General features: G+C 38.1%; 28 protein-coding genes. All 28 read right to left on the bottom strand.

What is annotated here, in order from left to right; translation table 11 throughout:
• Positions 1-451: 451 nt before the first annotated feature.
• Positions 452-691 (bottom strand): DUF1146 family protein, encoded by a 240-nt coding sequence (locus LCP48_RS03310; protein WP_004269481.1) that lies wholly within the window; start codon positions 689-691, stop codon positions 452-454.
• An 81-nt stretch (positions 692-772) separates the two neighbouring features.
• Positions 773-1,180, bottom strand: a complete 408-nt coding sequence (locus LCP48_RS03305) for a F0F1 ATP synthase subunit epsilon (RefSeq protein WP_004269480.1) — start codon at positions 1,178-1,180, stop codon at positions 773-775.
• Between the two features lie 24 nt (positions 1,181-1,204).
• Positions 1,205-2,620, bottom strand: coding sequence for a F0F1 ATP synthase subunit beta (atpD, locus tag LCP48_RS03300; RefSeq protein ID WP_004269479.1), 1,416 nt, complete (start codon positions 2,618-2,620; stop codon positions 1,205-1,207).
• A 51-nt stretch (positions 2,621-2,671) separates the two neighbouring features.
• Positions 2,672-3,529 carry an ATP synthase F1 subunit gamma gene (gene atpG, locus LCP48_RS03295; protein ID WP_004269478.1) on the bottom strand — a complete coding sequence of 286 codons (858 nt, stop codon included), beginning with the start codon at positions 3,527-3,529 and terminating at the stop codon, positions 2,672-2,674.
• Positions 3,530-3,576: 47 nt separating this feature from the next.
• The gene (atpA, locus tag LCP48_RS03290; protein WP_004269477.1) at positions 3,577-5,085 is read right to left on the bottom strand and encodes a F0F1 ATP synthase subunit alpha; all 1,509 of its coding nucleotides are present in this window, start codon (positions 5,083-5,085) and stop codon (positions 3,577-3,579) included.
• A gap of 28 nt (positions 5,086-5,113) precedes the next feature.
• A complete protein-coding gene (locus LCP48_RS03285; protein WP_004269476.1) occupies positions 5,114-5,650 on the bottom strand; it encodes a F0F1 ATP synthase subunit delta in 537 nt (178 codons plus the stop codon).
• Entirely contained in the window at positions 5,647-6,168 is a 522-nt protein-coding gene (gene atpF / locus LCP48_RS03280; protein WP_225340679.1) for a F0F1 ATP synthase subunit B, read from the bottom strand. The genes LCP48_RS03285 and atpF overlap by 4 nt, the downstream gene beginning before the upstream one ends.
• A 172-nt stretch (positions 6,169-6,340) precedes the next feature.
• Positions 6,341-6,565 carry a F0F1 ATP synthase subunit C gene (gene atpE, locus LCP48_RS03275; protein WP_004269474.1) on the bottom strand — a complete coding sequence of 75 codons (225 nt, stop codon included), beginning with the start codon at positions 6,563-6,565 and terminating at the stop codon, positions 6,341-6,343.
• Between the two features lie 63 nt (positions 6,566-6,628).
• Positions 6,629-7,339 carry a F0F1 ATP synthase subunit A gene (atpB, locus tag LCP48_RS03270; RefSeq protein WP_009371931.1) on the bottom strand — a complete coding sequence of 237 codons (711 nt, stop codon included), beginning with the start codon at positions 7,337-7,339 and terminating at the stop codon, positions 6,629-6,631.
• A gap of 37 nt (positions 7,340-7,376) precedes the next feature.
• Positions 7,377-7,748: an ATP synthase subunit I gene (locus LCP48_RS03265; RefSeq protein WP_009371933.1), complete on the bottom strand. Its 372-nt coding sequence runs from the start codon at positions 7,746-7,748 to the stop codon at positions 7,377-7,379.
• Between the two features lie 537 nt (positions 7,749-8,285).
• A complete protein-coding gene (gene wecB, locus LCP48_RS03260) occupies positions 8,286-9,407 on the bottom strand; it encodes a non-hydrolyzing UDP-N-acetylglucosamine 2-epimerase (protein WP_004269471.1) in 1,122 nt (373 codons plus the stop codon).
• A gap of 157 nt (positions 9,408-9,564) precedes the next feature.
• The gene (upp, locus tag LCP48_RS03255; protein ID WP_004269470.1) at positions 9,565-10,194 is read right to left on the bottom strand and encodes a uracil phosphoribosyltransferase; all 630 of its coding nucleotides are present in this window, start codon (positions 10,192-10,194) and stop codon (positions 9,565-9,567) included.
• Between the two features lie 124 nt (positions 10,195-10,318).
• The gene (locus LCP48_RS03250; RefSeq protein WP_225340678.1) at positions 10,319-12,475 is read right to left on the bottom strand and encodes an EAL domain-containing protein; all 2,157 of its coding nucleotides are present in this window, start codon (positions 12,473-12,475) and stop codon (positions 10,319-10,321) included.
• A gap of 285 nt (positions 12,476-12,760) precedes the next feature.
• Complete coding sequence (glyA, locus tag LCP48_RS03245) at positions 12,761-14,002, bottom strand: serine hydroxymethyltransferase (RefSeq protein ID WP_004269468.1); 1,242 nt, start codon at positions 14,000-14,002, stop codon at positions 12,761-12,763.
• A 54-nt stretch (positions 14,003-14,056) separates the two neighbouring features.
• Complete coding sequence (locus tag LCP48_RS03240) at positions 14,057-14,599, bottom strand: TIGR01440 family protein (RefSeq protein ID WP_004269467.1); 543 nt, start codon at positions 14,597-14,599, stop codon at positions 14,057-14,059.
• Positions 14,600-14,685: 86 nt separating this feature from the next.
• A complete protein-coding gene (rpiB, locus tag LCP48_RS03235; protein ID WP_004269466.1) occupies positions 14,686-15,123 on the bottom strand; it encodes a ribose 5-phosphate isomerase B in 438 nt (145 codons plus the stop codon).
• A gap of 328 nt (positions 15,124-15,451) precedes the next feature.
• Positions 15,452-16,735, bottom strand: a complete 1,284-nt coding sequence (locus LCP48_RS03230; RefSeq protein WP_004269465.1) for a methyl-accepting chemotaxis protein — start codon at positions 16,733-16,735, stop codon at positions 15,452-15,454.
• 8 nt (positions 16,736-16,743) lie between these two features.
• Entirely contained in the window at positions 16,744-17,184 is a 441-nt protein-coding gene (locus LCP48_RS03225) for a low molecular weight protein arginine phosphatase (RefSeq protein ID WP_004269464.1), read from the bottom strand.
• A gap of 22 nt (positions 17,185-17,206) precedes the next feature.
• On the bottom strand, positions 17,207-17,704 hold the full coding sequence (locus tag LCP48_RS03220; protein WP_004269463.1) for a manganese efflux pump MntP: 498 nt from the start codon (positions 17,702-17,704) through the stop codon (positions 17,207-17,209).
• Positions 17,705-17,873: 169 nt separating this feature from the next.
• Positions 17,874-18,908: an L-threonylcarbamoyladenylate synthase gene (locus LCP48_RS03215; protein WP_004269462.1), complete on the bottom strand. Its 1,035-nt coding sequence runs from the start codon at positions 18,906-18,908 to the stop codon at positions 17,874-17,876.
• Positions 18,909-19,009: 101 nt separating this feature from the next.
• The gene (locus tag LCP48_RS03210) at positions 19,010-19,597 is read right to left on the bottom strand and encodes a stage II sporulation protein R (RefSeq protein ID WP_004269461.1); all 588 of its coding nucleotides are present in this window, start codon (positions 19,595-19,597) and stop codon (positions 19,010-19,012) included.
• A 44-nt stretch (positions 19,598-19,641) separates the two neighbouring features.
• The gene (prmC, locus tag LCP48_RS03205) at positions 19,642-20,502 is read right to left on the bottom strand and encodes a peptide chain release factor N(5)-glutamine methyltransferase (RefSeq protein WP_009371939.1); all 861 of its coding nucleotides are present in this window, start codon (positions 20,500-20,502) and stop codon (positions 19,642-19,644) included.
• On the bottom strand, positions 20,489-21,565 hold the full coding sequence (prfA, locus tag LCP48_RS03200; RefSeq protein WP_004269459.1) for a peptide chain release factor 1: 1,077 nt from the start codon (positions 21,563-21,565) through the stop codon (positions 20,489-20,491). The genes prmC and prfA overlap by 14 nt, the downstream gene beginning before the upstream one ends.
• A gap of 173 nt (positions 21,566-21,738) precedes the next feature.
• On the bottom strand, positions 21,739-22,311 hold the full coding sequence (locus LCP48_RS03195; RefSeq protein WP_004269458.1) for a thymidine kinase: 573 nt from the start codon (positions 22,309-22,311) through the stop codon (positions 21,739-21,741).
• A gap of 116 nt (positions 22,312-22,427) precedes the next feature.
• The gene (gene rpmE, locus LCP48_RS03190; RefSeq protein ID WP_004269457.1) at positions 22,428-22,631 is read right to left on the bottom strand and encodes a 50S ribosomal protein L31; all 204 of its coding nucleotides are present in this window, start codon (positions 22,629-22,631) and stop codon (positions 22,428-22,430) included.
• A gap of 203 nt (positions 22,632-22,834) precedes the next feature.
• Positions 22,835-23,884 carry an NAD(P)/FAD-dependent oxidoreductase gene (locus LCP48_RS03185; protein ID WP_004269456.1) on the bottom strand — a complete coding sequence of 350 codons (1,050 nt, stop codon included), beginning with the start codon at positions 23,882-23,884 and terminating at the stop codon, positions 22,835-22,837.
• 123 nt (positions 23,885-24,007) lie between these two features.
• Positions 24,008-25,042 (bottom strand): FecCD family ABC transporter permease, encoded by a 1,035-nt coding sequence (locus tag LCP48_RS03180; RefSeq protein WP_004269455.1) that lies wholly within the window; start codon positions 25,040-25,042, stop codon positions 24,008-24,010.
• A complete protein-coding gene (locus LCP48_RS03175; protein WP_216485804.1) occupies positions 25,039-26,091 on the bottom strand; it encodes a FecCD family ABC transporter permease in 1,053 nt (350 codons plus the stop codon). The genes LCP48_RS03180 and LCP48_RS03175 overlap by 4 nt, the downstream gene beginning before the upstream one ends.

Raw genomic sequence — 26,091 nt, 5'->3', positions numbered from 1 at the left:
CTCCGAATTCAATCTATTAACCTACCAAATTTTTATTTTAATGAAGAAGTATAATGTCATAATCAGTAAACAAACAACTCTATAGTACAACTTTTCTAACGCTCGTTCAAGCGTCCAAATCACTATTTTAAGCTATTATTAGATTTTTTGCTATTTATTTATTGTACGCTGCTAAATTTTTTTTGTGAATGACCAATAACCCGTTCGCTTCTAATACATACCCAAAGATATATGAATAAAAAACAACTTTTCACTTTTTTCTATAAAAAATGAAGTGACGGGCACCTATTATCGTACATTTATCAATGGCTATCTTGGTAGCTAATAGCGTGAAATTCATAAGAATTTAATGTATTAGCGTCTTTTTACATAGTTCAAAGGGCCACACAAATGGTATTATAAAGTCCTTTGAAGCATGTAGACCTATAAATTTATGAAAGAAACAAATTCTTTAAAATAAATAAGGGAGTTTGCCTGACCAGCTAGATATTTGAAGAAAGAAATTTGATACTGCTGAGCCAATCGCAATACTAAGTAAAATATAAATGAGCTGAATTTGAAAAACTCGATTTTTTTTAAATAGTTTTTCAATCATAAAAGCTTGTAAGGCGTAAAAAGTAATAGCAATAAAAAATAGGTGAGATAAAATACCCAATAAAGCTTCTTGTCCAATCGCTTCATATATTTCCATGTAGCATCCTCCATTTCTCCCTCAATATATTTATTCACCTTAAAAAACGGGCAGATGTCGCATCTGCCCGTTAAAAATGAATTAGATATTACCCTCATGAACGTTGATACGATTCAACGCACGTTTTAATGCTAGGTCAGCACGTTTGAAATCAATGTTGTCTTGTTTACTTTGAAGACGTCCTTCAGCACGTTTAACGGCTTCTTTAGCACGTTGAACATCGATGCTTTCAGCAATTTCAGCAGACGGCGCTAAAATTGAGATTTTTTCTGGACGAACTTCAATGAAACCACCGCTTACAGCAACAATATCAGTCGAACCGTTTTCTTTTTTAAGCTTCACTGCACCAATTGCAAGTGGAGCAACCATTGGAATATGGCCTGCAAGAACACCGATTTCTCCTGAAGTTGTTTTAGCGATTACCATTGATACTTCAGAATCGTATACTGGGCCGTCGGGAGTGACAATATTGACTAGAACTGTCTTCATATTTTTTCCTCCTCGTCCCTAGTATTAAACCTCTACGCCCATGCTTTTCGCTTTTTCAACTACTTCATCAATTGAACCAACTAGACGGAAAGCATCTTCTGGTAGGTGATCCCATTTGCCATCAAGGATTTCCTTGAATGAACGAACAGTTTCTTTTACAGGTACATAAGAACCTTTTTGACCAGTGAATTGTTCCGCTACGTGGAAGTTTTGTGATAAGAAGAATTGAATACGACGAGCACGTTCTACTGTTTGTTTATCTTCATCAGATAACTCATCCATACCTAAGATTGCAATGATATCTTGTAATTCACGGTAACGTTGGATTGTACGTTGTACACCAGTAGCAATTGCGTAGTGCTCAGCGCCTACGATTTCAGGTGATAATGCACGAGAAGTCGAAGCTAATGGGTCAACCGCAGGGTAGATACCCATCTCAGATAATTTACGCTCAAGGTTAGTTGTTGCATCTAAGTGGGCGAAAGTTGTAGCTGGAGCCGGGTCAGTATAGTCATCGGCTGGTACATAAATCGCTTGAATAGAAGTTACAGATCCTTTGTTCGTAGATGTGATACGCTCTTGTAGTTTACCCATTTCAGTTGCAAGTGTTGGTTGGTAACCTACCGCAGAAGGCATACGACCTAATAGGGCAGAAACCTCAGAACCTGCTTGTGTGAAACGGAAGATATTGTCGATGAATAAAAGTACGTCTTGACCTTGCTCATCACGGAAGTATTCCGCCATTGTAAGACCAGTTAAAGCAACACGCATACGTGCGCCAGGTGGCTCGTTCATTTGACCGAATACCATCGCTGTTTGCTTGATAACGCCTGAATCGCTCATTTCGAAGAATAAGTCGTTCCCTTCACGAGTACGCTCACCTACACCAGCGAATACAGAGATACCAGAGTGCTCTTGTGCGATATTGTTGATTAATTCTTGGATTAATACAGTTTTACCTACACCGGCACCACCGAATAGACCGATTTTACCACCTTTGATATATGGTGCAAGTAAGTCTACTACTTTGATACCTGTTTCAAGAATTTCAACTGTAGTTGAAAGATTCTCGAAAGTTGGTGCTTCACGGTGAATTGAATCACGACGTGCGTCTGCTGGAATCTCTTCACCTAAGTCAATTACTTCTCCAAGTACGTTGAATACACGACCTAGTGTAACTTCACCCACTGGTACTGAGATAGCTTTTCCTAAGTCTGTTACTTCTGCTCCACGTTGTAAGCCATCAGTAGATGACATCGCAATTGTACGAACAGAATCATCACCTAAATGAAGCGCAACTTCTAATGCAAGAATTGTTGGTTCTTCATTAGGACGTTCAATCTTAACTGTTAAAGCGTTATAGATTGCTGGTAATTGGCCATTGTCGAATTTAACGTCAACAACTGGACCCATTACTTGAATAACATGTCCTTTATTCATTACTGTGTACCCTCCTATCGTATTCTTATACGACATTGGGAAGCTGCTTGCCTATTCTAAGGCTGCAGCTCCACCAACGATTTCTGTAATTTCTTGTGTAATCGCCGCTTGACGTGCACGGTTATATTGCAAAGAAAGGTCTGAGATAAGATCAGTTGCATTATCTGTTGCATTTTTCATAGCCGTCATACGAGAAGCATGTTCACTTGCTTTTCCATCTAATAATGCGCCATAAACTAAGCTTTCCGCATATTGTGGAAGTAACACTTCTAGAATTGCTTCGCCAGATGGCTCGAATTCATAAGAAGCAGTACCGCTTGCAGGGGCAATATCTGTTAATGGAAGAAGTTTTTTCTCTGTCACTTCGCTAGCAATAGCGCTGACAAAGTGATTATAGTACATATAAAGTTCGTCATACGTACCATCAATGAACATACCAACAGCATTACGAGCGATTTCTTTAATATCAGCAAATGTTGGTTGGTCAGGTAGACCGACAACATTACTGATGACATTATGATCACGTTTCACAAAGTAGTCACGAACAACACGACCTACTGCTAAAATAACGTATTCGTCTTTTGATTTATGACGCTCGTTAATCGTACGTTGTACTTGACGTAGGATACTTGAATTGTAAGCACCTGCAAGACCACGGTCAGAACCAATGACTAAGTAAGCCGTTTTCTTAACAGGACGAGCAGTTAACATTGGATGTCCGCTGTCTTTTGTCCCTGAAGCGATCGCGCCTACTACGTCCTGAATTTTTTCCATGTAAGGAACGTAAGCTTTAGCATTTTGCTCTGCACGACGTAACTTAGAAGAAGAAACCATCTGCATTGCTTTTGTAATTTGCTTCGTACTCTTTGTTGAAGTAATACGACCTTTAATTTCGCGTAAGTTTACCACTGGTATTTCACCACCTTCTGTTTTTTAATCAAGTGACTAGCTAAGACTTATTCTGATTTAGCGAAAGTTTTTTTGAATGCATTGATTGCTGCTTCATAATCCGCATCAGGAGCAAGCTCTTTAGTAGTACGAACATGATCTAAAACGTTTGTGTGGTTTGAATCTAACCAGCTTAAGAATTCTGATTCGAAGCGAACGATATCTTGTACTGGAATATCATCTAAATGACCTTTAGTTAATGCGTAAAGGATTGCAACTTGTTTTTCAACTTTTAGTGGTTTGTTAAGGTCTTGTTTAAGAACTTCAACCGTACGTTTACCACGCTCAAGTTTAGCAAGTGTTACTTTATCTAAATCTGAACCAAATTGAGCAAATGATTCAAGCTCACGGAATGCAGCTAAGTCAAGACGTAGTGTACCCGCAACTTTTTTCATCGCTTTTATTTGAGCAGATCCACCTACACGTGATACAGAAAGACCGGCGTTAATCGCTGGACGTACACCTGAGTTGAATAAGTCAGATTGTAAGAAGATTTGTCCATCAGTGATTGAGATTACGTTAGTTGGGATGTATGCAGAGATATCCCCAGCTTGTGTCTCAACGAATGGAAGAGCTGTAATTGAACCATTTTGATATGTTTCATTTAACTTCGCAGCACGTTCAAGTAAGCGGCTGTGTAAGTAGAAAACGTCACCAGGATATGCTTCACGACCTGGAGGACGGCGAAGAAGAAGTGAAAGTTCACGGTAAGCTGATGCTTGTTTAGAAAGATCATCATACACGATTAATACGTGTTTACCTTGTAACATGAATTCTTCAGCCATAGATACACCAGCAAATGGTGCTAAGAATAATAATGGAGCTGGTTGAGAAGCAGAAGCTGTCACAACGATTGTGTAATCTAAAGCGCCATGTTTACGAAGAGTTTCTACAACACCACGTACAGTAGATTCTTTTTGACCGATTGCTACATAGATACAAATCATGTTTTGGTCATTTTGGTTAAGAATTGTATCGATAGCTACAGATGTTTTACCAGTTTGACGGTCACCGATGATTAACTCACGTTGACCACGACCGATTGGTACTAATGCGTCAATCGCTTTAATACCAGTTTGTAGTGGTTCGTGTACTGATTTACGAGCCATTACACCGAAAGCTGGACTTTCGATTGGACGAGATTTTGTAGTGTTGATAGGACCTTGTCCATCCACTGGTTGTCCAAGTGGGTTTACAACACGACCAATTAGTTCTTCACCAACTGGTACTTCCATGATACGACCTGTACGACGAACTTCATCGCCTTCTTTGATGTCAGTGTATGGACCTAAGATTACGATACCAACGTTACCTTCTTCTAGGTTTTGAGCCATACCCATAACACCATTAGAGAACTCTAGTAGTTCTCCAGCCATGGCGTTGTCGAGGCCATGAGCAAGAGCAATACCGTCACCAATACGGATAACTGTACCAACTTCGCTTACTTTAAGTTCAGATTCATAATTCTCAATCTGTTGTTTAATCAGACTGCTGATTTCTTCAGCCTTGATGCCCATGTATGTCACCTCTCACATTTCTAAATTATTAACCGATTAATTCACGTTTTAGACGCTCTAGTTTGTTTGCTACTGAGCTATCATAAATATGGTTACCGATTTGAACACGAATACCACCAAGTAAAGATGGATCAACTTCGTTTGTAATATTTAAAGATTGTTTTCCAACAAGTTTCGCGAACGCTGCTGAAATATTAGCGCTTTCTTCTGCAGAAAGTATACGTGTTGAAAATACTGTTGCATCTGCAGTGCCTTGTGCTTGCGCAGCAAGTTCAGCATATGCCTTAGCAATTTGTGTCATCTCGTTTACACGTTTTTTCTCAACTAGAAGTTGAACAGTGTGTAAAACTTCTGGTGTTGCACCATTAAAGATATCAGCTACCATTTGTTTTTTTCGTTCGACGGAGAACTTAGGTGCATTTAAAAGCGTTAAAAAATCAGGAGATTCTTTTACTACTTTTGTTAGTTCACTTAAGTCTGCTCCAACTTCAGTAAGAATATTTTTTTGTTGCGCCAATTCAAAAAGCGCTTGAGCGTAACGTTTTGCTACAGTTGAATTACTCATCGAGCTTCCCCTGCCTTCGCAATCGTCTCTTCAATTAGAGCACGGTTGTCTGCCTCAGAAATCTCTTTGCTAAGGACTTTAGATGCTGCAAGTACAGATAATGAAACGACTTCATCACGTACAGCTGCAATAGCTTTTTCTTTTTCAGACTCAATTTCACGTAAAGCCGATTCTTTTAAGCGGTTTGCTTCATTACGAGCTACAGTAAGAATTTCTTCTTTTTGTAATTCGCCTTGCTTTTTAGCGCCCTCAACAATCGATTGTGCTTCTGTACGAGCTTCCTTAAGAAGGCTCTTTTGTTCTTCTAAAAATTGGTGCGATTCTTTGCGCGCTTTTTCAGCTGCTTCGATTTCACTCGCTACTAATTCTTCACGTTGTTGCATGATGCCCATAAGTGGACCCCAAGCGAATTTCCTAAGTAGTAACATTAATCCGATGAAAATAACTAATGTTGCGATGATATCTCCACTATTTAACGAAGCACCGCCTGCACCTAGTACAAGATTATCTAAAAACACGATTGTTTCACTCCCTTCAAGAGCTTTAACTTCAACATAATTTAATGACTAAAAAACTACCTATTTTAAAAAGCTATATTTGCACATAGCTTTTATCTGTTCCAAAATGAAGGGCGAAGTTTCATCTGGAGAATCCTGCTTCGCCACTAGTAAAATTCAGTGTTCAACTGAATTATTTGTTCATAACGATGAATGCTACTACTACTGCGATGATCGGTAGGGCCTCAACTAATGCAACCCCGATGAACATTGTAGTTTGAAGAACGCCACGAGCTTCTGGTTGACGAGCGATACCTTCTACTGTTTTTGATACGATAAGACCGTTACCAATACCTGCACCAAGTGCACCTAAACCGATTGCGATTGCTGCTGCTAATAAACCTAATGAACCTGTCATTTGAAAATTTCCTCCTTGGAATTGTTTGTTTTTGTAGTTCAAGCATAGTATATATGCTTTATATTAATGGTCATCGCTCACTTTATGAGCCATGTAAACCATTGTTAACATTGTGAAGATAAAGGCTTGGATAAAGCCGATGAAAATTGAGAAACCTTGCCATGCCATCATAGGAACGATTGCTCCGATGAATCCCACGGCACCTGATGATGCTAAACCTGCAAGTAAGGCTAGTAAAATCTCACCTGCGTAAATGTTACCGTAAAGACGTAGACCTAATGTTAATGTGTTTGCAAATTCTTCTACTATTTTAAGTGGGAACATGAATGACATTGGTTTAAAGAATGTACCAACATAATGACCTGAACCCTTCATTTTTACACCATAGAAGTGCGTTAAGACTAATATCATTGCTGCTAATGTCATTGTTACTGTAGGGTCAGCTGTTGGTGATTTCCACCATAGCGTGTGGTCATAGATGATAGAAAAAGGAAGACCCAATAAGTTAGATACTGCGATAAACATAATTAACGTAATACCTAAAACATGGAATCGTCCACCAGTTTTCCAATCCATGTTGCTTTTGATGATATTCTTTACGAAATCCATAATCCATTCCATAAAGTTTTGCATGCCAGTTGGTTTTAGTTTTAGACTTCTAGTTGAAATAAAGGCAATTAAAAATACGATAATTGCTGCAACTAGTAACATCATAACTGTTGATAAGTTAAATGTTAAAAACCCGACTTCTAGTAACGGAGCTTTGTGATCCATTGTTATTTTTTCACCTCTCTTTCTAATTTAAAGCACATCAGCGGTTCCTTACATGTGACACAATTCTCTCGACAAAGAGAAAAACGTACGGAATCATTAGCCCTATAACCGTGCTAATTAAGTGAAAATAGTTTGGCAACGTAATGGCTATTGCGACTGCCGCAACACCTGATCCAAAGCGAAGCGCTGTACCAAGTGAGCCTATTTTCTTCCCTTCACTAATGGATCTGTCAAACTTCTCCATACGCCGAACTAAAATCCAAAAATTATACGTACCAAAGAATGCACCGACTGCGATGCCCGCAAAAACAGTTTGATAGGGGGTAAATCCCCAGCCTAATGCGCAGAGTGCAAGCAAAAAAAATAACGCCCTCTTCTGCACAGCAAAAATGTGATGCAAATCTAGCATTGGTTGTAATCTCCTGAATCATTTTTTCGAGTAATGAAAACGTTTGCTGACCACTATGTGAAATCAGAAAAGAGCAGTGAAAAGCACTACTCACAGCGGAATAGTAATGGGAGAGTCATTTCAATTACAGGTGTAAATGCCCAAAAAAATAACTTACACCCCTTACCGACTCGGTAAAAACCGAAACGCACAAAACGTTGCAAATCGACAGTCTTATTTTGAACTGTCAATTTAGTAGAAAGTTGATATAACAAGTGTTTCAACGTCCTATTTATGAACAGAAACCCTTATCATTCTTACCCTTTGTAAGCATACAATAGGAGATATTTGAAGTCAATTGGTAAAGGAGAAAAACTTCACAGCCTCTATACTCTTGTCAAATTGTTGACAAATTTGTGTATGAAATTTCATAGTTTCAAAATTTCTCAACCTTCTCATGCATAAAAAAAGCTAATTTACGACAAGATTATGCTCGTAAATTAGCTTACCCATTTCAACAGGTACATTAGACTTATTTTTAATATAAAATATAGTATATTAATTAGTTTTTTGTAAAAATCCTAGCAATGCTTCAACAATACGCTTAGATGCATGTCCATCCCCATATGGATTTGACGCTTTAGCCATTGCTTCATAGGCATTATTATCTGTTAGTAATTCCTTTGCTAAGGCGTAAATTGTTTCTTCTTCTGTTCCTGCTAGCTTTAATGTTCCTGCTGCAATCCCCTCTGGACGTTCTGTCGTATCTCTAAGAACAAGCACTGGCTTCCCTAATGAAGGTGCCTCTTCTTGTACACCGCCCGAATCCGTTAAGATCATATATGAATTTGCCGCAAAGTTATGGAAATCAAATACTTCAAGAGGCTCAATTAAATGCACTCGTTTATTATTCCCTAAAATTTCATTAGCGATTTCTCTTACAGCCGGATTCATATGAACTGGATAAACAACTTGAACATCCTCATGTTCTGCCAGTATTCTAGTGATCGCTTTAAACATATGGCGCATTGGTTCACCAAGATTTTCGCGACGATGTGCCGTTAATAAAATCATGCGGTCCTCGCCAATTTTATCTAGTACAGGATGCGTGTAGTGTTCACTGACTGTTGTTGCTAATGCATCTATTGCTGTATTACCTGTAACAAAAATCGTCGCTGGATTTTTATTCTCATCTAAAAGATTCTTTTTAGATACTTCAGTTGGCGCAAAATGTAAATCTGCCATCACGCCTGTTAGTTGGCGATTCATTTCCTCTGGATATGGTGAATATTTGTTCCATGTTCGCAGTCCCGCTTCTACATGTCCTATAGCAATTTGGTTATAGAACGCAGCGAGACTTGCAATGAAAGTCGTTGCTGTATCGCCATGTACCAAAACGATATCTGGTTGTGCTTCCTTCATTACTTTATCTAAACCCTGTAATGCATTTGTCGTTACATCAATTAATGTTTGGCGATCCTTCATTATATTTAAGTCATAGTTTGGTGTAATACTAAACGTCTCTAATACTTGATCGAGCATTTGGCGATGCTGTGCTGTTACAGTTACAATAGATTCTATTTGCTTAGGATACTTTTGTAACTCCAAAACAAGAGGAGCCATTTTAATTGCTTCTGGTCTTGTACCAAAAATTGTCATTACTTTCCATTTTTTTGTCAAAGCGATCTGCACCGTCCTTTTTGTTATTGTATGGTAAGGTCCAGCTCCTGTCGATAAGAGATTACTTACTTACACATACTATGAAACGCCCTTCAATTTGAAGGACGCTTTCACAAGTTATTAGTTTCCTAAATGAGGAAATTTCATGTATGGATGTTTATTTTGTACCGAATAGACGGTCTCCGGCATCACCTAAGCCTGGTACAATATAACCATGGTCATTTAATTTTTCATCAAGTGCAGCAATGTAAATATCTACATCCGAATGTTCTTCTTGAATAGCTTTTACACCCTCTGGTGCAGCGATTAAGCACATGAATTTAATGTTTTTAGCTCCACGTTTTTTCAGTGAATGAATTGCCTCCACTGCAGAACCACCAGTTGCAAGCATTGGATCTACAATAATGAAATCACGTTCTTCAACATCTGCAGGAAGTTTTGCGTAATATTCAACTGGTTTTAATGTTTCTGGATCACGATAAAGACCAATATGACCAACTTTTGCAGCAGGGATAAGCTTTAATACACCATCTACCATACCGATACCTGCACGTAGAATCGGTACGATTGCAAGTTTTTTACCAGAAAGTACTTTTGTTTTTGCGATTGTTACAGGTGTTTCAATTTCAATTTCCTCTACTGGCATATCACGTGTAATTTCAAATGCCATTAGTGTTGCCACTTCGTCTACTAACTCACGAAATTCTTTTGTTCCTGTGTTCTTGTCGCGAATATAAGTTAATTTGTGTTGGATTAGTGGATGATCAAATACATAGACTTTGCTCAAAGGGATTCTCTCCTCACCGTTCGGATTCATTTTTATCTCAACTAGTATAACAGAAAAAAGGAGTCGCCTCAAAAATAAATTTAGGCGAACTCCATTTGTCATCTATTCTTTTGTCAAAACTATGTTACTGATCAAGGATGATATCTAATTGTTCAATTGGCATTGGCTTGAAATAGAAGTATCCTTGTCCTACTGTGCATCCTAGCGCACGTAGAATCTCAACCTGTTCCTCTGTCTCTATGCCCTCTGCCACTGAAATCATTCCTAAATTTAATGCTAACTGAATGATAGAGCGAACAATAGCCAGTGTTGCTGGATCTTCTATAGCATTGATGAAGCTACGATCAATCTTTAGTTCAGCAAACGGTAGTTGTTGCAAATAGCTTAACGAAGAAAAGCCTGTGCCAAAATCATCTACGGATGTTTTAAAGCCATAGCTCTTTAGCTCTTGAATGATCTTATAGGCTGATTGAAAATCTACTAAACCAATATTTTCTGTCACCTCTAAGATAATATAGCTAGGGTCAATATTATACTTCCGCACAAGTTTCAGTGTATCCTGAACAAAGTGCGTGTAGTAAAAATGATCCGGTGAAATATTGACTGCTATTTTCACTAATTTCTTTCCTAGGCGTTGTCGTTCTGAAAGCCATGAGAGTACCGTCTCTAAAATAAGTACATCAATTTCTCGAACCTTACCAGCACTCTCTGCTACTGGAATAAAGACCGCTGGTGAAACAAAACCCAATTTTGGGGAAATCCACCTTGCAAGTGCTTCGATACTTTGAATATCCCCATTGCGTAAATCTACTTTAGGCTGTAAGTGGACTGTTATTTCTTTATTTTTGATGGCTTCTGACAAATGATTTAAGACTGTCATCTTCTGTACAAGCACATCATTTTTCTCTGTTGTAAATATTTCAGTATGTGTACCTGGCCTATCGATTGCAAAGGATAACGCATTATCTGCAAAACGAATCGCATCATTAATATTAATGTCATCACTATAGGAAGCAATTCCTGTTTTTAATGTAATATAGATTTGCTTTCCTCCTATAATAAAAGGTTGGCGAATCGTTTCTTTTATTCTCATCTCATAATCATGTAAATCTTCATGAAGTGACATTGTAGTCATAATCAAACTAGAGCTTGTAAATCTAGCAACATACTCAATACTCTCTGACTTGTCTTGCTCAAGACGTTTGGCAAGTTGTCTTAAAAGTTCGTCACCAATTTCACGACCATACAATTCAACTACTTGATGAAATTCACTCGGTTTTAATATTTTAATAAAGCCGCTTTGACCCTGCTGAACTTCTCTTTCAATCGTATTAACAAAGCTGTGACGATTAGGTAGACCTGTTGTAATGTCTGTATAGGCTAAATCCCAAATTTTTTTCTGCGTCCTTGCATATGAATAAGCCAATGCAACAAGAGCACCAATTTTTCGAAACAAATTTTTAAGCATTTGGTCACTTTGTGTTTTTTGGCTAAATATCGAGAAAACACCTATTACTTGCCGCTGTTGATTACGTATAGGGATAAACCATCCATGCGGCTTTTTAGCTAGCGAAGCATATTGCTTATGTTCTTCAGGAATATTCACTCCATCTAAATTCTCTATGAAAGTAGAGGTTTCTGATTGCATGACCTTATTAAAGAAATCATTGTTTGCACAACATCTTGGTACGCTCTTTGTTTGATTATCTCCTATGAAAACTTGTAATTGGTTTACTTCTGTTTTTATGAGCACCATACTCGCAATATTTGGCATAAAAAATCCATCGAGACCTTGACAAATAAGCTTCATCTTTTGCTCGAAAGTAAACTCCTTCTCAATTGCCCTGTACATATCATTTTCTAAACGCATTAAGAAGTCTTCCGTATGATAATATGTAACATCCTTCACAAATACTAAAACAAATTGCGTTATATTTGCCTCATTGCAAAATGGTAATGCTTGTATTTCTGCCCAAAAGGGAGGTTTATCGATGCCATTATGATATAGCTTCGCCTGCACCATTATGCCGTTATGTATTTTTTCTTTAATCATTTCAATGGTTGTCTTTTTTTCATCCATTGATAGCCATGAAAAATAATCAGTATTGAGAATTTGTGAACGTGCTGCATTAGTAAGCATACAAAAAGAATCATTACACTCTACTATGCAATGATGCTTCGTCGCATCAAAAATAACGTAGCTTTCTTTCGAATTATTCCCTAATTTGCGAATGCTGTTTAATAATACATCATAATCTGTGTTTAACGATTTAGTGACCATCTAACCCCTCCTTTTCTATCCCTTAATCTCATTTCCATTGTACATAAAATTTAATTAAATTTTCACTTTTATTAAAAAAAACTTCTTTTCTAGGACACTATCTGTCCTCTGCCTACTATAATATATCCCTTTATACCGTTTTTATGTAAATTTATTCAAAAATAAGGGGATTATTCTACTTTATTAGAAAAAAGATGTTTTTTACAGTTTAATCCTCTATTTCCAAAATAAAAAGCTGTATTTAAAGTAAATTTTGTACTTTAAACACAGCTATTATTCTATTGATTATACATATAATGGATGTTTATCAGTTAATGCCTTCACACGATCTTTTGCATCTGCTTTAACTGCTTCATCTTCAGGGCTTTTAAGAACAGCCGCTATAATTGCTCCTACTTCTTTCATATCTTCCTCTTTAAAGCCACGAGAAGTGACCGCTGGAGTACCAATACGAATTCCAGAAGTGACAAATGGAGATTCAGTATCGTAAGGGATTGTATTTTTATTTGTTGTAATACCTACTTCATCTAGAGCGTGCTCTGCTACTTTCCCTGTTAAACCAAGAGATTTAACATTTAGCAGTAATAAATGGTTATCTGTACCACCAGAAACAATTTCAACACCCTCAGCAATTAATACTTCTGCTAAAGCCTTTGCATTGGCTTTAATTTGTTTTGCATAGTCTTTAAATTCTGGTTGTAAAGCTTCTCCAAATGCTACAGCTTTTGCAGCGATAACATGCATTAATGGGCCACCTTGAATGCCTGGGAATACAGATTTATTTAGTTTTTGCTCCCATTCTTTTGAAGCAAGAATTAATCCACCACGTGGTCCACGTAATGTTTTATGTGTAGTTGATGTAACAAAATCAGCATATGGCACTGGTGATTGATGTTCGCCAGCAGCTACAAGTCCAGCAATGTGTGCCATATCCACCATGAAATAGGCTCCGACTTCGTCTGCAATTTCACGGAATTTAGAGAAGTCAATTTCACGTGGATAAGCAGATGCACCTGCAACAATCAGTTTCGGTTTATGCTCTAAAGCTTTTTGTCGTACATCTTCATAATCAATCACTTGTGTATCTTGTGTTACACCATACTCTACAAAATTATATAGAACACCAGAGAAGTTTACTGGAGAACCATGTGTTAAGTGACCACCATGTGAAAGGTTCATACCAAGAACTGTGTCACCTGGTTCTAGAATCGTATGGTAAACAGCCATGTTTGCTTGTGCACCTGAGTGTGGTTGTACATTTGCATATTCTGCTCCGAAGAGTTCTTTTACACGATCACGTGCAATATCTTCTACTACGTCTACATGCTCACAGCCACCATAATAGCGTTTACCAGGATAACCTTCAGCGTATTTATTTGTCAGTACTGATCCTTGCGCTTCCATCACTGCTTCGGAAACAAAGTTTTCGGATGCAATCAATTCAATATTTGCTTGCTGACGAGTTTTTTCTGCAAGAATTCCATCTAATACTGCTTTGTCTTGTACTGCTAATTTTTCATATGCCATGTTTGAAAAAGCCTCCTAAAGTATCGTTATTCATCTCTACCACTAGGGTGGTAATTATTTATATACTGCACGTTCTCCGCCAATTAGCTTAGGACGTGTTGTTGCAATCGTCACAACAGCTTCTCCTACCATTTTTACCGATGTTCGAACAGGTACAGCTACTGCTTTCAAATGCATACCGATTAATGTTTGTCCAATATCAATACCTGCATGTGCCTGTATTGTTTCAACAATCACTGGATTATCAAATTGCGTATAGGCATATGCTGACATTGAGCCGCCTGCCGTACGAACTGGGACAACTGCTACTGGATCATAGCCAAATTTTTCAGCTGTTGATGCTTCCATAGTAATGGCTCGATTTATATGCTCACAACCTTGGAATGCTAAAAGCAATTGATGCTTTGCTGCAAATTCTTGTAGCGGCTCAAAAATGGCTTCTGCTATCTCCAATGCTCCCGCTGTGCCAATTTTCTGACCAATCACTTCAGATGTAGAGCACCCTACTACAAAAATTGTATGGGGTTGTAATGTTACCTGCTCTTCAAATTCACTGAGTAACTGAGTCAAATGTGTTCGTATTTGTTTTACCACCATTAAGCTCAGCTCCTTCATCTATATCCATTAAAATCATGCCATATATGACATCCTATACGAATGCCATATATGGAATAACAAAACTACTATTGCTCTAGTTCAGTAATTTTTTCAATACGGCGTACATGGCGGCCACCTTCAAAATCGGTTTCTAGCCATGCTTGTACGATTTCACGTGCAAGGCCAGGGCCAATTACACGTTCGCCCATTGCTAAAATATTTGAATCATTATGGCAACGCGTTGCCTTGGCACTAAATACATCGTGTACTAATGCACAACGTATGCCCTTGACTTTATTAGCGGCAATGGACATACCAATTCCTGTGCCACAAATTAAAATGCCTTTATCAAATTCTCCGTTAGCAACACCCTCAGATACAGGTTTTGCATAGTCTGGATAGTCTACTGAATCCGCAGATTGTGGACCAAAATCTTCGTAGCTAATTTGAAGTTCATCTAATAGCTGCATAATCTCACGACGTAAGTTATTGCCTCCGTGATCAGAAGAAATTGCTATTCTCACTGGGTTCCCTCTTTTCGAATTATAGTCAACCTTAGTGTACCACTTCTTTCTGAAGAATAACACGATTTTTCTTGTATTTTTACGTTGATTTTTCCCGAAAGACGAACATTAATTGTATATTAACACAAAAACATTCACTTTTAAATCTATTTTTTTGTGGATAATGTGAATATCATGTTAATAAGTTCGGATAATGGTCTTTTGTTGTAATATTCCATCTTCTGAAGTTTTTTTAGCTTTTTACTTACAGTGGACATAAATTATCCTTTAATAAAAAAGGTTATACATAAATCCGATTTTTCATGGGATTTATGTATAACCTCCAGGACTACGCTTGTCTATCAAATTGTTGAATCATTTTATGCAATGCTTCTGATTGCTTTTTCAAACTTTGAGCCAGATGCTCGACTTGTTCAATTGCATAGGCTTGCTCTTCAGCTGCACTACGAACTTCCTGTGCACCTGCTGACGTTTGTTCCGCAATGGCAGCAACTTCTTGTGATTGTCTAGCTGTCGTTTCAATATTATGCATTTGCTGTTCGATTAAAGAAGAAATTTCAACAATTGATGTTGCCATTTCATGTACATTAGAAGCCATATTTTCTACTGCTGTTGTTGTTTCAGAAACTCGATCGGCTTCCTTTGTTGCAAAGGCAACTTGCTCGTTCATTTGTTTCACAACTACTTCTACGTTTTGCTGCATGGTTTGAATTAAAGCTGTAATTCCTTGCACTGCTTTTGCGCTTTCATCAGCCAAACCACGGACTTCTTCAGCTACTACTGCAAAGCCCTTTCCATGTTCTCCTGCACGAGCAGCTTCTATAGAGGCGTTTAGTGCCAACAGATTGGTTTGTGCTGCAATATCACCAACTAAGCTAATTATTCGTTCTACCTGTCCAGCATTCTCTTCTAGCGCATGAATGCTTTTTAATGCCTCATTATTGCCTGTCGCAATTTGTTGTATACTATTCACTAATGTTTCAATGGCTTTTGTTGTTGTCGATAAATTATGTAGAATCTCTTTAGTTTGTGATGCTGATGCCTCTGCCCTACTATTTACCTCTGTTGCAAGCGTTCTTACATCTTCAATCGCTTCAGCAGTATCTTGTACAGCTGTCGCAGATGCTTCTGCTCCTGTAGAAATATGCTTTACGGTAGACGCAATGCCTTCTGCCTTTCTTGTTGCCACTCCTGCTTCATCTGAAAGCTGGATAATCGATTGATTCGTTTGTTGGAAGTTATGATCAATACTTTCCACCATTTGACGTAAGTTTAACACCATTTGTTGGAATGCCTCTGCAACAGATCGAATCTCATCATTTGTATTAGGCATTTGTACATCCTGTCCTATTTTTCCTTCCGCCACAAGTGTTGCTGAATGTTCAAGCTGCTGTAAAGGCTTGATGAGGATTACACTTAAAAAGGCAGCTAATATCCCTGACCAAGTTATGCCTAACGCATACGTAATCACTTCAAAAACTTTACGATTTGTGTCAGGGAAGAAGGTAGGTTGTAAAAACTCAATGAATATAAAGCTGACACTGTAGGTGATTAGTGCAAGAACACTAACAAATAACACCAATTTTAGTCGTAAACCAAATTGTTTTTTCATAGGACCCCTCAATTCATTTCTAGTTTTTGTATTAATTGATCGACCAGTTCTTTTAATTCTGTAAATGTTGCTTCGTAAATTGCGCTATTACCACCATAAGGGTCCACTACATTTTCTAAACTGCCCTCATTTGTATACTCTTTCAATGTAAATACTTTATGCTCAGCTTCTGGATAATTGGAAATGATGGTATCTTTGTGAGCAGTCGTCATCGTTAAAACTAAGTCTGCCCATGCCATTTCAGCTTGTGATAATTGCGTCGCAAAATGTTCATGGGACATTTGGGCTTCATTTAACACTTGTTGTGCATGTGCTGACATTTGTGCATTAGGCATCGCATAAATACCCGCTGAGCGCACTTCTACATTGTTTAAATGTTTATGTTTTAAAATAGCTTCTGCCATCGGACTGCGACAAGTATTGCCTGTACAAACAAATAATATTTTCACACTTATCACTCTCCAATTTTATCTATTGTTGAATAGCTAGAATACTCATGATTATAAATATCATGCCAGCAACTACTTGAATTTTATTGCCAAAAAAGACTTGGCTTCTACGTGCTATAACTAATGACCCATAAGCACAAATTAATGCACTTAAGCCTGCACTCATAATAAAAATCGTTTTTTCTAAGTTAAGCATACCAAAAGAAACACTAACTGAAAAGGTGTCTAGGCTTGCAGTCACAGCTAAAAGTACAGGTGAAATCGTTACTTTTTCATCTCTGTGAGAAAATAATAATAAATGCATACCAATACAAAATAATAAAATACTTGAAATCCATTGTCCCCATTCTAATAGAAATCGAACTAAATAATTTCCTAATTCAAATCCTAATAAAGGAAAAAGCATATGTAATGCAGCCGTCCATAATGATAAAAATAATCGATATCTAACATTTGGCAGCAAAACATATAGACCAATCACATCAACAGACGTTAATATACCTGCAAGAATTCCCTGCAAGAATGCACTCCTTCGCTCCCTAATATTTTATCATTTTATGCTCGAAAATACATTATTATCATAACTGTTTACTATTGTTTTTCATTTTTAACATATACTAATTGGACAAAAAAAGACAAAAAACATGTGGTGCTTCAATGTCTTTTGCCTATAATTGTTCAATTATTATTTACAATGAATACCATTTACCTCCAGAGGCTTTTTCAAGTCTATTCATAATAGCTGCACCTACTCCTTCTATCGAAGTAGTTGTTGCTAATATTACGGTAGCGGTAGTTTTATCACATGCTCTAAGTGCATTATATAAGGCCGCACCCATTTCTTCTTTACTTCCTGCTTCACCTATAGAGAAGTAAAAATCCACTTTAATTTCCTCAAAGTTCTCAGGTGCAAGTAGTGCTACACGATGTCCTTGTCTCTGTAAATGTAGAACAGCTTCGTTGACTTTCTCAACATCACAGTCTATTAAATACACGGGAGCATTTGGTGCATAATGCGTATATTTCATTCCCGGTGCCTTAGGCGTTGCGTCTAGCTTCTGTTCTATTTTAGTTGGTTGAATCACTGGGCCAATCTTAGCCTCAAGCATTTCCTTCGTAATGCCACCTGGACGTAAAATTACTGGAGGTTCATGTGTCACATCTAGTACAGTAGACTCAAGCCCTATGCCTGTAGAACCTCCATCTAAAATATAAGGTATGTACCCTTCTAAATCATCTAAAACATGAACGGCTTCTGTAGGACTTGGCTTTCCACTACGATTAGCGCTTGGTGCAGCAAGTGGTTTTTGGAGCTGTTGTAGTAAGGCGAGCGCTACTGGATGATCAGGCATTCGAATGCCTACTGTTGATAACCCAGCTGTGACACTTTTAGCTAAGACATTTGGCTTTGCTGGCATCACTAGTGTTAATGGGCCTGGCCAAAATAAATCCATACATTGTTTAGCTATGTCAGTAATATGGTCGATATAGATCGCTACTTCCTCTTTTGTACCAACGTGGACAATTAAAGGATTATCTGAAGGTCGACCTTTTGCTTCAAATATCTTTTTAACTGCCAGATCATTTGTGGCAATCGCTCCTAAGCCATAAACCGTCTCTGTTGGAAATGCGACTACCTCTCCTGCATTTAAGATATCCACAGCTTGTGTATAATTAATCTGACTATTCACATTACTGTCCACAACCTTACAAACAGTTTTCATGATTAATACCTACCTTCAATTATTCGTTTTTACTGAATTATCCACATATTGTTTATAACTTATTAAAAAATGTGTATAAGTTGTCTGAATTTGTGCACAATTCATTCAAAAAGTCCTTTTATCCATTCCCATATAAAGAATGTAACTTGTTCTTTTTCTTCTACTTCTTCTTTTACCTCTTCTTTATCAGGCTCACAGATCGATGGGAAGATACTGCACCACCAGTTATCTCCACGTGCATCACCAATCTTTACAACAATTGATTGATAGACATTTTGTGGATAAAGTACAGCACCTTGTCTTTTGGGTGGGAATAAATTATCCCCAACAACAACCTGTGTATCCAATTGTGGATAATTTTCACTCAGTTCAGCTTCAATTTGTTGTTTTAACGAAAGTATTTGCTCATTCCCAGCAAATCCAGCAGTACCTACTTGTAGAAAGTATGGCTTTAAATCTTGAACAAGCTGCTGTTTCTCTAGCTGATCTTGTGCAGTGTTACTGTTTGCAATAACACGTATACGAAAATCTTTTTCTTGCACATCAACGGAAGATTCCTTCGCCAAACCTACTAATGTTGGAATATATAAAACACATAACTGTAAAACAATCGCAATTAATACTAGTCTAGCAAAAGCTAGAAAGATATTTTGTTTAGGTAATCTAATAATCTTGTATTCGTTCAACATAAAAATCCCTCCTTGCTCAACATTGTTGGCAAGATTAAGAAACTTTATACATGTAGCTCACAAAAAATCATTCGAGGTTTACCATTAATATCCTTTTCTACTGAAACTGTCGCCTGTGGAAAACTATCTTGAAAGAATTTGGCTACTTTCTCCCCCTGTGTATAACCGATTTCTAATCCAATCAACGCTGGCCTATTCATATAAGCTGGTAATTGTTCAGCTAATTTTCTATATAACATAAGACCATCTTCCTCTGCAAAGAGGGCGCTATGCGGCTCATGCTCTAGCACAACGCTTGACATTGCTTGTGCCTCATTAAATGCAATATACGGTGGGTTCGATAAAACAATATCAAATTTTTCTCCTGCAAGTGGATCAGCTAAATCTCCCAATCTAAAATCAATATCTGCCTCTAATCGCTTTGCATTTTTTTGAGCAGTTGCTAGTGCAGCTTCTGATAAGTCGGTAGCTATGACCGATAATGCTGGACATTCCAGCTTCATTGAAATAGCAATGGCTCCACTACCTGTACCGATATCAGCCAGCTTCAATGTTTGCTTTGTAAATAATTTAGGTAGTCGATTAATTGTTCCAAGTACCAATTCCTCTGTTTCAGGTCGTGGTATTAAGACAGATTCATCGACTAAGAATGAACGACCATAAAACTCCTCATACCCAACACAGTATTGGACAGGGCGTCCATTGGCATGTTCTTCTATAAGCTCAATAAATTTCATTTGCTGTGCTGCTGTTAATTCATCTTGCAAATGCAACATAACTTCTCCATAACTAGTACCAAGCACATGTTGCATAACAATCCGCGCTGCTGTTTGTTCACAACCATTATCCACTAAAAAAGAAGAAGCCCACTCAAGGGCCTCCATCACATTTTTATAAGTCATCATTTAAACGCTCTAACTTCGATGCTTGTTCTTCTAAAATAAGAGCATCGATAATCTCGTCTAGTCTGCCTTCAACGATTTGATCTAGCTTTTGAATCGTTAAGCCGATACGGTGGTCGGTTACGCGGTTTTGTGGATAATTGTATGTGCGAATTCGCTCAGAGCGATCACCAGATCCAACAGCTGATTTACGTGTAGCATCAATCTCTTTTTGCGCTTCCTGCATATACATATCTGCAACACGAGCACGAAGAATTTTCATTGCTTTTTCACGGTTTTTAATTTGTGAACGTTCATCCTGCATCGAAACCACAACACCTGTTGGTAAATGGGTCATACGAACAGCAGACATCGTTGTATTTACAGATTGACCACCCGCACCAGAAGATGCGAATGTATCTACACGGATATCTTTTTCATGGATTTCAACATCCACTTCCTCAACCTCAGGTAAGCAAGCAACTGTTGCTGTTGATGTATGAATTCGGCCTTGTGATTCTGTAGCAGGGACACGTTGTACACGATGTGCGCCATTTTCAAATTTGAATTTTGAATAGGCTCCTTGTCCATTAATCATAAAGATTACCTCTTTATAGCCACCCATTGGGTTTGGTGTAGCTTCCATAATATCAATTTTCCAGCCTTGTGTTTCTGCATAGCGAGAATACATACGGAACAAGTCACCTGCAAAAATATTAGCCTCGTCACCACCAGCTGCCCCACGGATTTCCATAATAACGTTTTTATTATCATTCGGATCTTTTGGAATTAATAAAATACGTAATCGCTCTTCTAGCTCTTCCTGCTGTGCTTTTAAAAGGTTAAATTCTTCCTTTACCATTTCGTGCATATCAGGATCTTTTTCGCTATCTAACATTTCTCGTGTATCTACTAGCTGTTCTTTCACACTTTTATATTCACGATAAGTATCTACTGTCTCTTGGATATCTGATTGTTCCTTAGAATATTCGCGTAATTTCTTACTATCATTAACAATATCCGGATCGCTCAAAAGCTCAGTAAGCCTTTCATAACGATCTTCCACTGCCTGTAATCGATCAAACATGGATTTCACCTCTATTTAGTTTTTTAAGTTGCTTCTTTTTAATAGAGAAGCCGCTTTCATCAAAATTACGCTAAGGCGTAATGGTTTTTTCATTTCTTATTTCCACTACTTAGTATAAGGAAATTTTCACATGTATGCTACTTTTTCTTAGCGCTGTAACAAGCTACTTAGCTTTAAAGCGGTGGATTTGCATGACATTTTCGGCAAACAGGGTAATACGAATCATTGCCACCGATTTGAATTTGATCTCCTGTGTAAACTGGCTTTCTACTTTCATCTACTCGCAAATTCATTGTTGCTTTTTTATGACAGAACCAGCAAATTGTTTTCATTTCCTCAATTTTATCTGCATATGTAAGCATGTACTGGCTACCTTCAAATAGCTCATTTTGAAAATCATTTTTTAAACCAAAGCCCATTACGGGTATGTCCAATTTATCTACAATGTTAGCTAGCTGTAAAACATGTGCTTTTTTTAGAAATTGAACTTCATCCACAAGCACACAATAAGGTTTGACAGCATTCGTTTTCACTATTTCAAAAATATTTGTATCTTCATAAACAGGAATGGCTTGTTGTCGTAAACCTACTCGACTGGAAACAAAACCCACATCATCACGCGTATCTAGACCTGAAGTAAACATCATTACAGGTTTTTGTTGTTCTTCATAATTATGGGCAACTTTTAGAATTTCTATTGACTTCCCACTATTCATTGCACCATGTTTAAAATATAGCTGTGCCATTTTGTCTTCTCCCTTTCTTTGTGTCAATCTGGATTTTGAAAAGACTTGCATCAACGTGTATTATTTACTGAAAAAAATACCTGCCAAGCGCATGCTTGGCAGGTATTAAACTAACATTAGTTTTTAAGACCGTATTTTTTGTTGAAACGATCCACGCGACCATCAGCAGACGCGAATTTTTGACGGCCAGTGTAGAATGGGTGACATTCGTTGCAGAACTCGACAACGATGTTTTCTTTTACTGAACCAGTTTTGAAAGTGTTCCCACAAGAGCAAGTTACTGTTGCTTCTTTGTAGTCTGGATGAATTCCTTGTTTCATATTCGTTTTCTCCTCTCGCCCTGAACCATCTGGAACAGAGTATTATCGAACTGTACCTTACATAGCCCGAATATGTCGACTACAAAATTTGTGTCGAAGTGGAACGTCAGCTACATATGTACACGTTGCATACTTTTGAAGTATAGCATAGGCATTTTATTATTTTCAAGTAAAAAATATTAAAAGCAAACTATCCCTAATACCTAACCTCGAACTTCACGATAATCATTGTCTATTAACCCAATTTTCTCATTTCGCTCTTTAAAGCGAATATTATGTGAAGATACATAGGCTACTTTCGGTGCATCTGGTTCCAAGTATAGTTTTGCACTATTTAATGCTAGTATTCCATCCGTAAATGCACCAGCTATTAGTCTAACTTTACTAGGATGATCAATAAAATCGCCAGCTCCATAGATACCTGCTACGTTCGTTTCCCGATTCTCATTAACAATCGCTACGCCATCCTGGATGTTTAATCCCCATTCTTCAAGCGCACCGTAATCACATTTTAAACCATGATTTACAATGACAGCATCTACCTTTACTCGTTCCATTTCATCGGTATCTTTATTGACAATGGATACATATTGAATTAAATCACCGTCCCCATGCAATTGAACGACCTCATAGGGCGTTTTTACATGAACAGAGGATTCTTTCATACGTAAGACATTTTTTTCATGTCCACCAAAATCATCTCGACGATGAACAATCGTGACGCTTGCGGCAATTGACTCTAGCTCGTTTGCCCAATCAACCGCTGAATTACCACCACCTGAAATCAACACATGCTTGTCTCGGAAGATTTCTAATTCCTGAACTGTATAATGTAAATTCGTTACTTCGTAGCGATCCGCTCCTTCAATTTCAAGCTTTTGCATAGAAAGGACGCCATAGCCTACTGCTAAAATAACCGTTTTGGAATAATGCTTTTCTCCTGTAGAGGATGTTAAAATAAATGTTCCATCCTGTTGCTTATCTAATTTTTCCACTTTTTGATTTAAGACTACCGTTGGATCAAAGGTTTCAGCTTGCTCCACAAGTTGTTTGATAAGCTGACCACCTAAAATAGGTGTTACTCCACCTACATCCCAAATCATTTTTTCAGGATATATTAACATACGACCACCTAGTTGTGAGCTATACTCGATAATTTTCGTTTTTAAATCTCGCATTCCACTATAGAAAGCAGTATAAAGCCCTGCTGGACCACCACCAACAATCGTTACATCATATAGTTCCTCTGACATTTCCTCTTCTCCATCCCCTTCTAATCTATTCAAACGTAAACTGTTTGACAAGAATTAATCTAATAACAGTCTATTCTTTCCTCTCATGACCATACTATTTACACACAAAGAAAAAAGTGCTATTTACTCTTTTAATCGTGCTAGTAAATACAAGAAATAGGGTGCTCCTAAAACTGCTACCACAATCCCTGCTGGAATTTCTGAAGGTTCTAAAATGGAACGACCAATTGTATCAGCCATTAACACTAAAAATCCTCCTAATAATGCTGCAGTTGGCAATAAAAACTGGTGTTTGGCCCCAACAAGCTGTCGAGCTAAGTGTGGCGCAACAAGTCCTACGAAACCAATACCACCACTTACAGAAACACTAGCTCCAGCCAAACCAACAGCAGCAGCCAACAACCAGCGTCGCTCTTTTTCAATCGAGGCACCTAGTCCTACTGCTGTTAATTCACCTAAATTCAATATGTTTAATACACGTGATTTTGAATAGACGAATGGCAATAAGATAACTAACCATGGTAATAACGACAGAACAAATCTCCAATTTGAGCCCCAAATGCTACCTGCTAACCATGTTGCTACAAATTGATAATTCTCTGGTGATAGACGTAGTGTTAGCACAATCATAGCCGAGCTAATCCCTGCTGCCACAGCTACCCCAGTTAAAATTAAACGCATTGGTGTAATCCCCTCATGGCGTCGATAAGAAAGTGAATAAATCAGTACAGCTGTCAAACCTGCTCCTACAAAAGCCAGTATCGGCAGTAAATAAACAGGTGCTGCTTTCGTAGTTGGAAAAAATGACACATAGAGCATAACGGCTAGACCGGCTCCCGCATTAATCCCTAGGATTCCTGGGTCTGCTAAGGCATTTTTAGAAATACCCTGTAAAATAGCGCCTGATATAGCTAAACCCATACCTACTAATACAGCAATCACAATTCTAGGAAGTCTGAATTCATATAAGATAAGCTGCTGTTGTGCGTCACCTTGACCAAAAAGAGTCCGAAGAACCTCTAATGGTGTCAGTTTAATGACACCTGTATTCATACTTATGACAAAGGTAATAACGATTAACACAATGAGCGTAGCAAGGATGGAAAAATTTTTCCTTTTCGCCTTCAGCTGACTTGGTGTTAAATAGCTGTTACTCATAGTTCTTTCCCTCCTTTTCGAGCTAAATAAAGGAAGAATGGTACTCCAATAAAGGCTATGAGCGCACCAATGGGTGTTTCATAAGGTGGATTAATAACACGTGCTACTAAATCAGCTAACACAACAAGCAATGCTCCATATACCAAGGAACAAATGATGATCCAGCGATAATCATGACCAACTATGTATCTGGTTAAATGAGGGATAATTAATCCTACAAAACCAACCGCACCGACAACAGAAACTGCTGCACCCGCTAAAACTAAAACAATGATCATTCCCCATATTTTAACCACAGCAGTACGTTGCCCTAGCCCGACTGCAATTTCTTCACCTAAGCTCAGTACGGTGATGGAACGCGATAGGATAAGAGCTCCTATCATTGCAACAAGTATCCATGGAGATAAGATTTGTAGATGGCTCCATTTTGTGCCCGAAACACCACCCGCATACCAAAATGCGAGGTCTTGTCCGATACGAAAATAAAGAGCAATCCCTTCTCCGAGCGCTCCAAGTAATGCACTAACAGCAGCTCCTGCTAAAACTAGTCGCATAGGTGTTAAGCCACCTTTAGAAAGCGAGCCAATACCATAAACGATGGCCACACCAAGACCTGCACCTACAAAGGACCATAAAATTAAATACATATAGGGTAGCCCAGGGAAAAAGGCAAAACATACGGCTAACATAAAGGCAGCTCCTGAGTTCAAGCCTAATAACCCTGAGTCAGCTAAAGGGTTACGTGTCATCCCCTGCATAATCGCACCCGCTACCGCGAAGCTTGCACCGACTAACGCTGCTCCAAGTACCCGTGGTAAGCGAATATCATGGATAATTTGATGTGTTGTTAATTCTGGTGAAAAATGGGTAACTGCGGTCCAAACAGTACCCAATGAAATATCTGCTGCACCAAAAGAAATTGATAAGCCAATGGCAACTATTAATCCAATTACTCCTACGATTAAAGCCACTACTCCACGGATCGGATGAGATCGCTTCTGTAGCTCTTCTAAATCGTGGAGCTCTCCTACTCCTGTCGACGTAGTCAT

This window comes from Lysinibacillus capsici (assembly GCF_020217405.1).
Lineage (GTDB): Bacteria > Bacillota > Bacilli > Bacillales_A > Planococcaceae > Lysinibacillus > Lysinibacillus capsici.
The sequence above is the reverse complement of the archived record's forward strand: the minus strand, read 5'-3'. Positions and strand labels throughout refer to the sequence as shown.

What these genes read in the sequence shown, in the direction of transcription:
- LCP48_RS03180 (WP_004269455.1), bottom strand. Translation starts at nt 25,042, where the DNA reads ATGAGTAACAGCTATTTAACACCAAGTCAGCTGAAGGCGAAAAGGAAA.
- LCP48_RS03175 (WP_216485804.1), bottom strand. Translation starts at nt 26,091, where the DNA reads ATGACTACGTCGACAGGAGTAGGAGAGCTCCACGATTTAGAAGAGCTA.
- atpA (WP_004269477.1), bottom strand. Translation starts at nt 5,085, where the DNA reads ATGGGCATCAAGGCTGAAGAAATCAGCAGTCTGATTAAACAACAGATT.
- LCP48_RS03210 (WP_004269461.1), bottom strand. Translation starts at nt 19,597, where the DNA reads ATGTTGAACGAATACAAGATTATTAGATTACCTAAACAAAATATCTTT.
- prfA (WP_004269459.1), bottom strand. Translation starts at nt 21,565, where the DNA reads ATGTTTGATCGATTACAGGCAGTGGAAGATCGTTATGAAAGGCTTACT.
- rpmE (WP_004269457.1), bottom strand. Translation starts at nt 22,631, where the DNA reads ATGAAACAAGGAATTCATCCAGACTACAAAGAAGCAACAGTAACTTGC.
- LCP48_RS03265 (WP_009371933.1), bottom strand. Translation starts at nt 7,748, where the DNA reads ATGCTAGATTTGCATCACATTTTTGCTGTGCAGAAGAGGGCGTTATTT.
- glyA (WP_004269468.1), bottom strand. Translation starts at nt 14,002, where the DNA reads ATGGCATATGAAAAATTAGCAGTACAAGACAAAGCAGTATTAGATGGA.
- LCP48_RS03195 (WP_004269458.1), bottom strand. Translation starts at nt 22,311, where the DNA reads ATGGCACAGCTATATTTTAAACATGGTGCAATGAATAGTGGGAAGTCA.
- LCP48_RS03185 (WP_004269456.1), bottom strand. Translation starts at nt 23,884, where the DNA reads ATGTCAGAGGAACTATATGATGTAACGATTGTTGGTGGTGGTCCAGCA.
- LCP48_RS03250 (WP_225340678.1), bottom strand. Translation starts at nt 12,475, where the DNA reads ATGGTCACTAAATCGTTAAACACAGATTATGATGTATTATTAAACAGC.
- LCP48_RS03305 (WP_004269480.1), bottom strand. Translation starts at nt 1,180, where the DNA reads ATGAAGACAGTTCTAGTCAATATTGTCACTCCCGACGGCCCAGTATAC.
- LCP48_RS03285 (WP_004269476.1), bottom strand. Translation starts at nt 5,650, where the DNA reads ATGAGTAATTCAACTGTAGCAAAACGTTACGCTCAAGCGCTTTTTGAA.
- atpB (WP_009371931.1), bottom strand. Translation starts at nt 7,339, where the DNA reads ATGGATCACAAAGCTCCGTTACTAGAAGTCGGGTTTTTAACATTTAAC.
- atpD (WP_004269479.1), bottom strand. Translation starts at nt 2,620, where the DNA reads ATGAATAAAGGACATGTTATTCAAGTAATGGGTCCAGTTGTTGACGTT.
- prmC (WP_009371939.1), bottom strand. Translation starts at nt 20,502, where the DNA reads ATGATGACTTATAAAAATGTGATGGAGGCCCTTGAGTGGGCTTCTTCT.
- LCP48_RS03310 (WP_004269481.1), bottom strand. Translation starts at nt 691, where the DNA reads ATGGAAATATATGAAGCGATTGGACAAGAAGCTTTATTGGGTATTTTA.
- LCP48_RS03215 (WP_004269462.1), bottom strand. Translation starts at nt 18,908, where the DNA reads ATGAAAACTGTTTGTAAGGTTGTGGACAGTAATGTGAATAGTCAGATT.
- LCP48_RS03240 (WP_004269467.1), bottom strand. Translation starts at nt 14,599, where the DNA reads ATGGTGGTAAAACAAATACGAACACATTTGACTCAGTTACTCAGTGAA.
- LCP48_RS03230 (WP_004269465.1), bottom strand. Translation starts at nt 16,735, where the DNA reads ATGAAAAAACAATTTGGTTTACGACTAAAATTGGTGTTATTTGTTAGT.
- atpE (WP_004269474.1), bottom strand. Translation starts at nt 6,565, where the DNA reads ATGACAGGTTCATTAGGTTTATTAGCAGCAGCAATCGCAATCGGTTTA.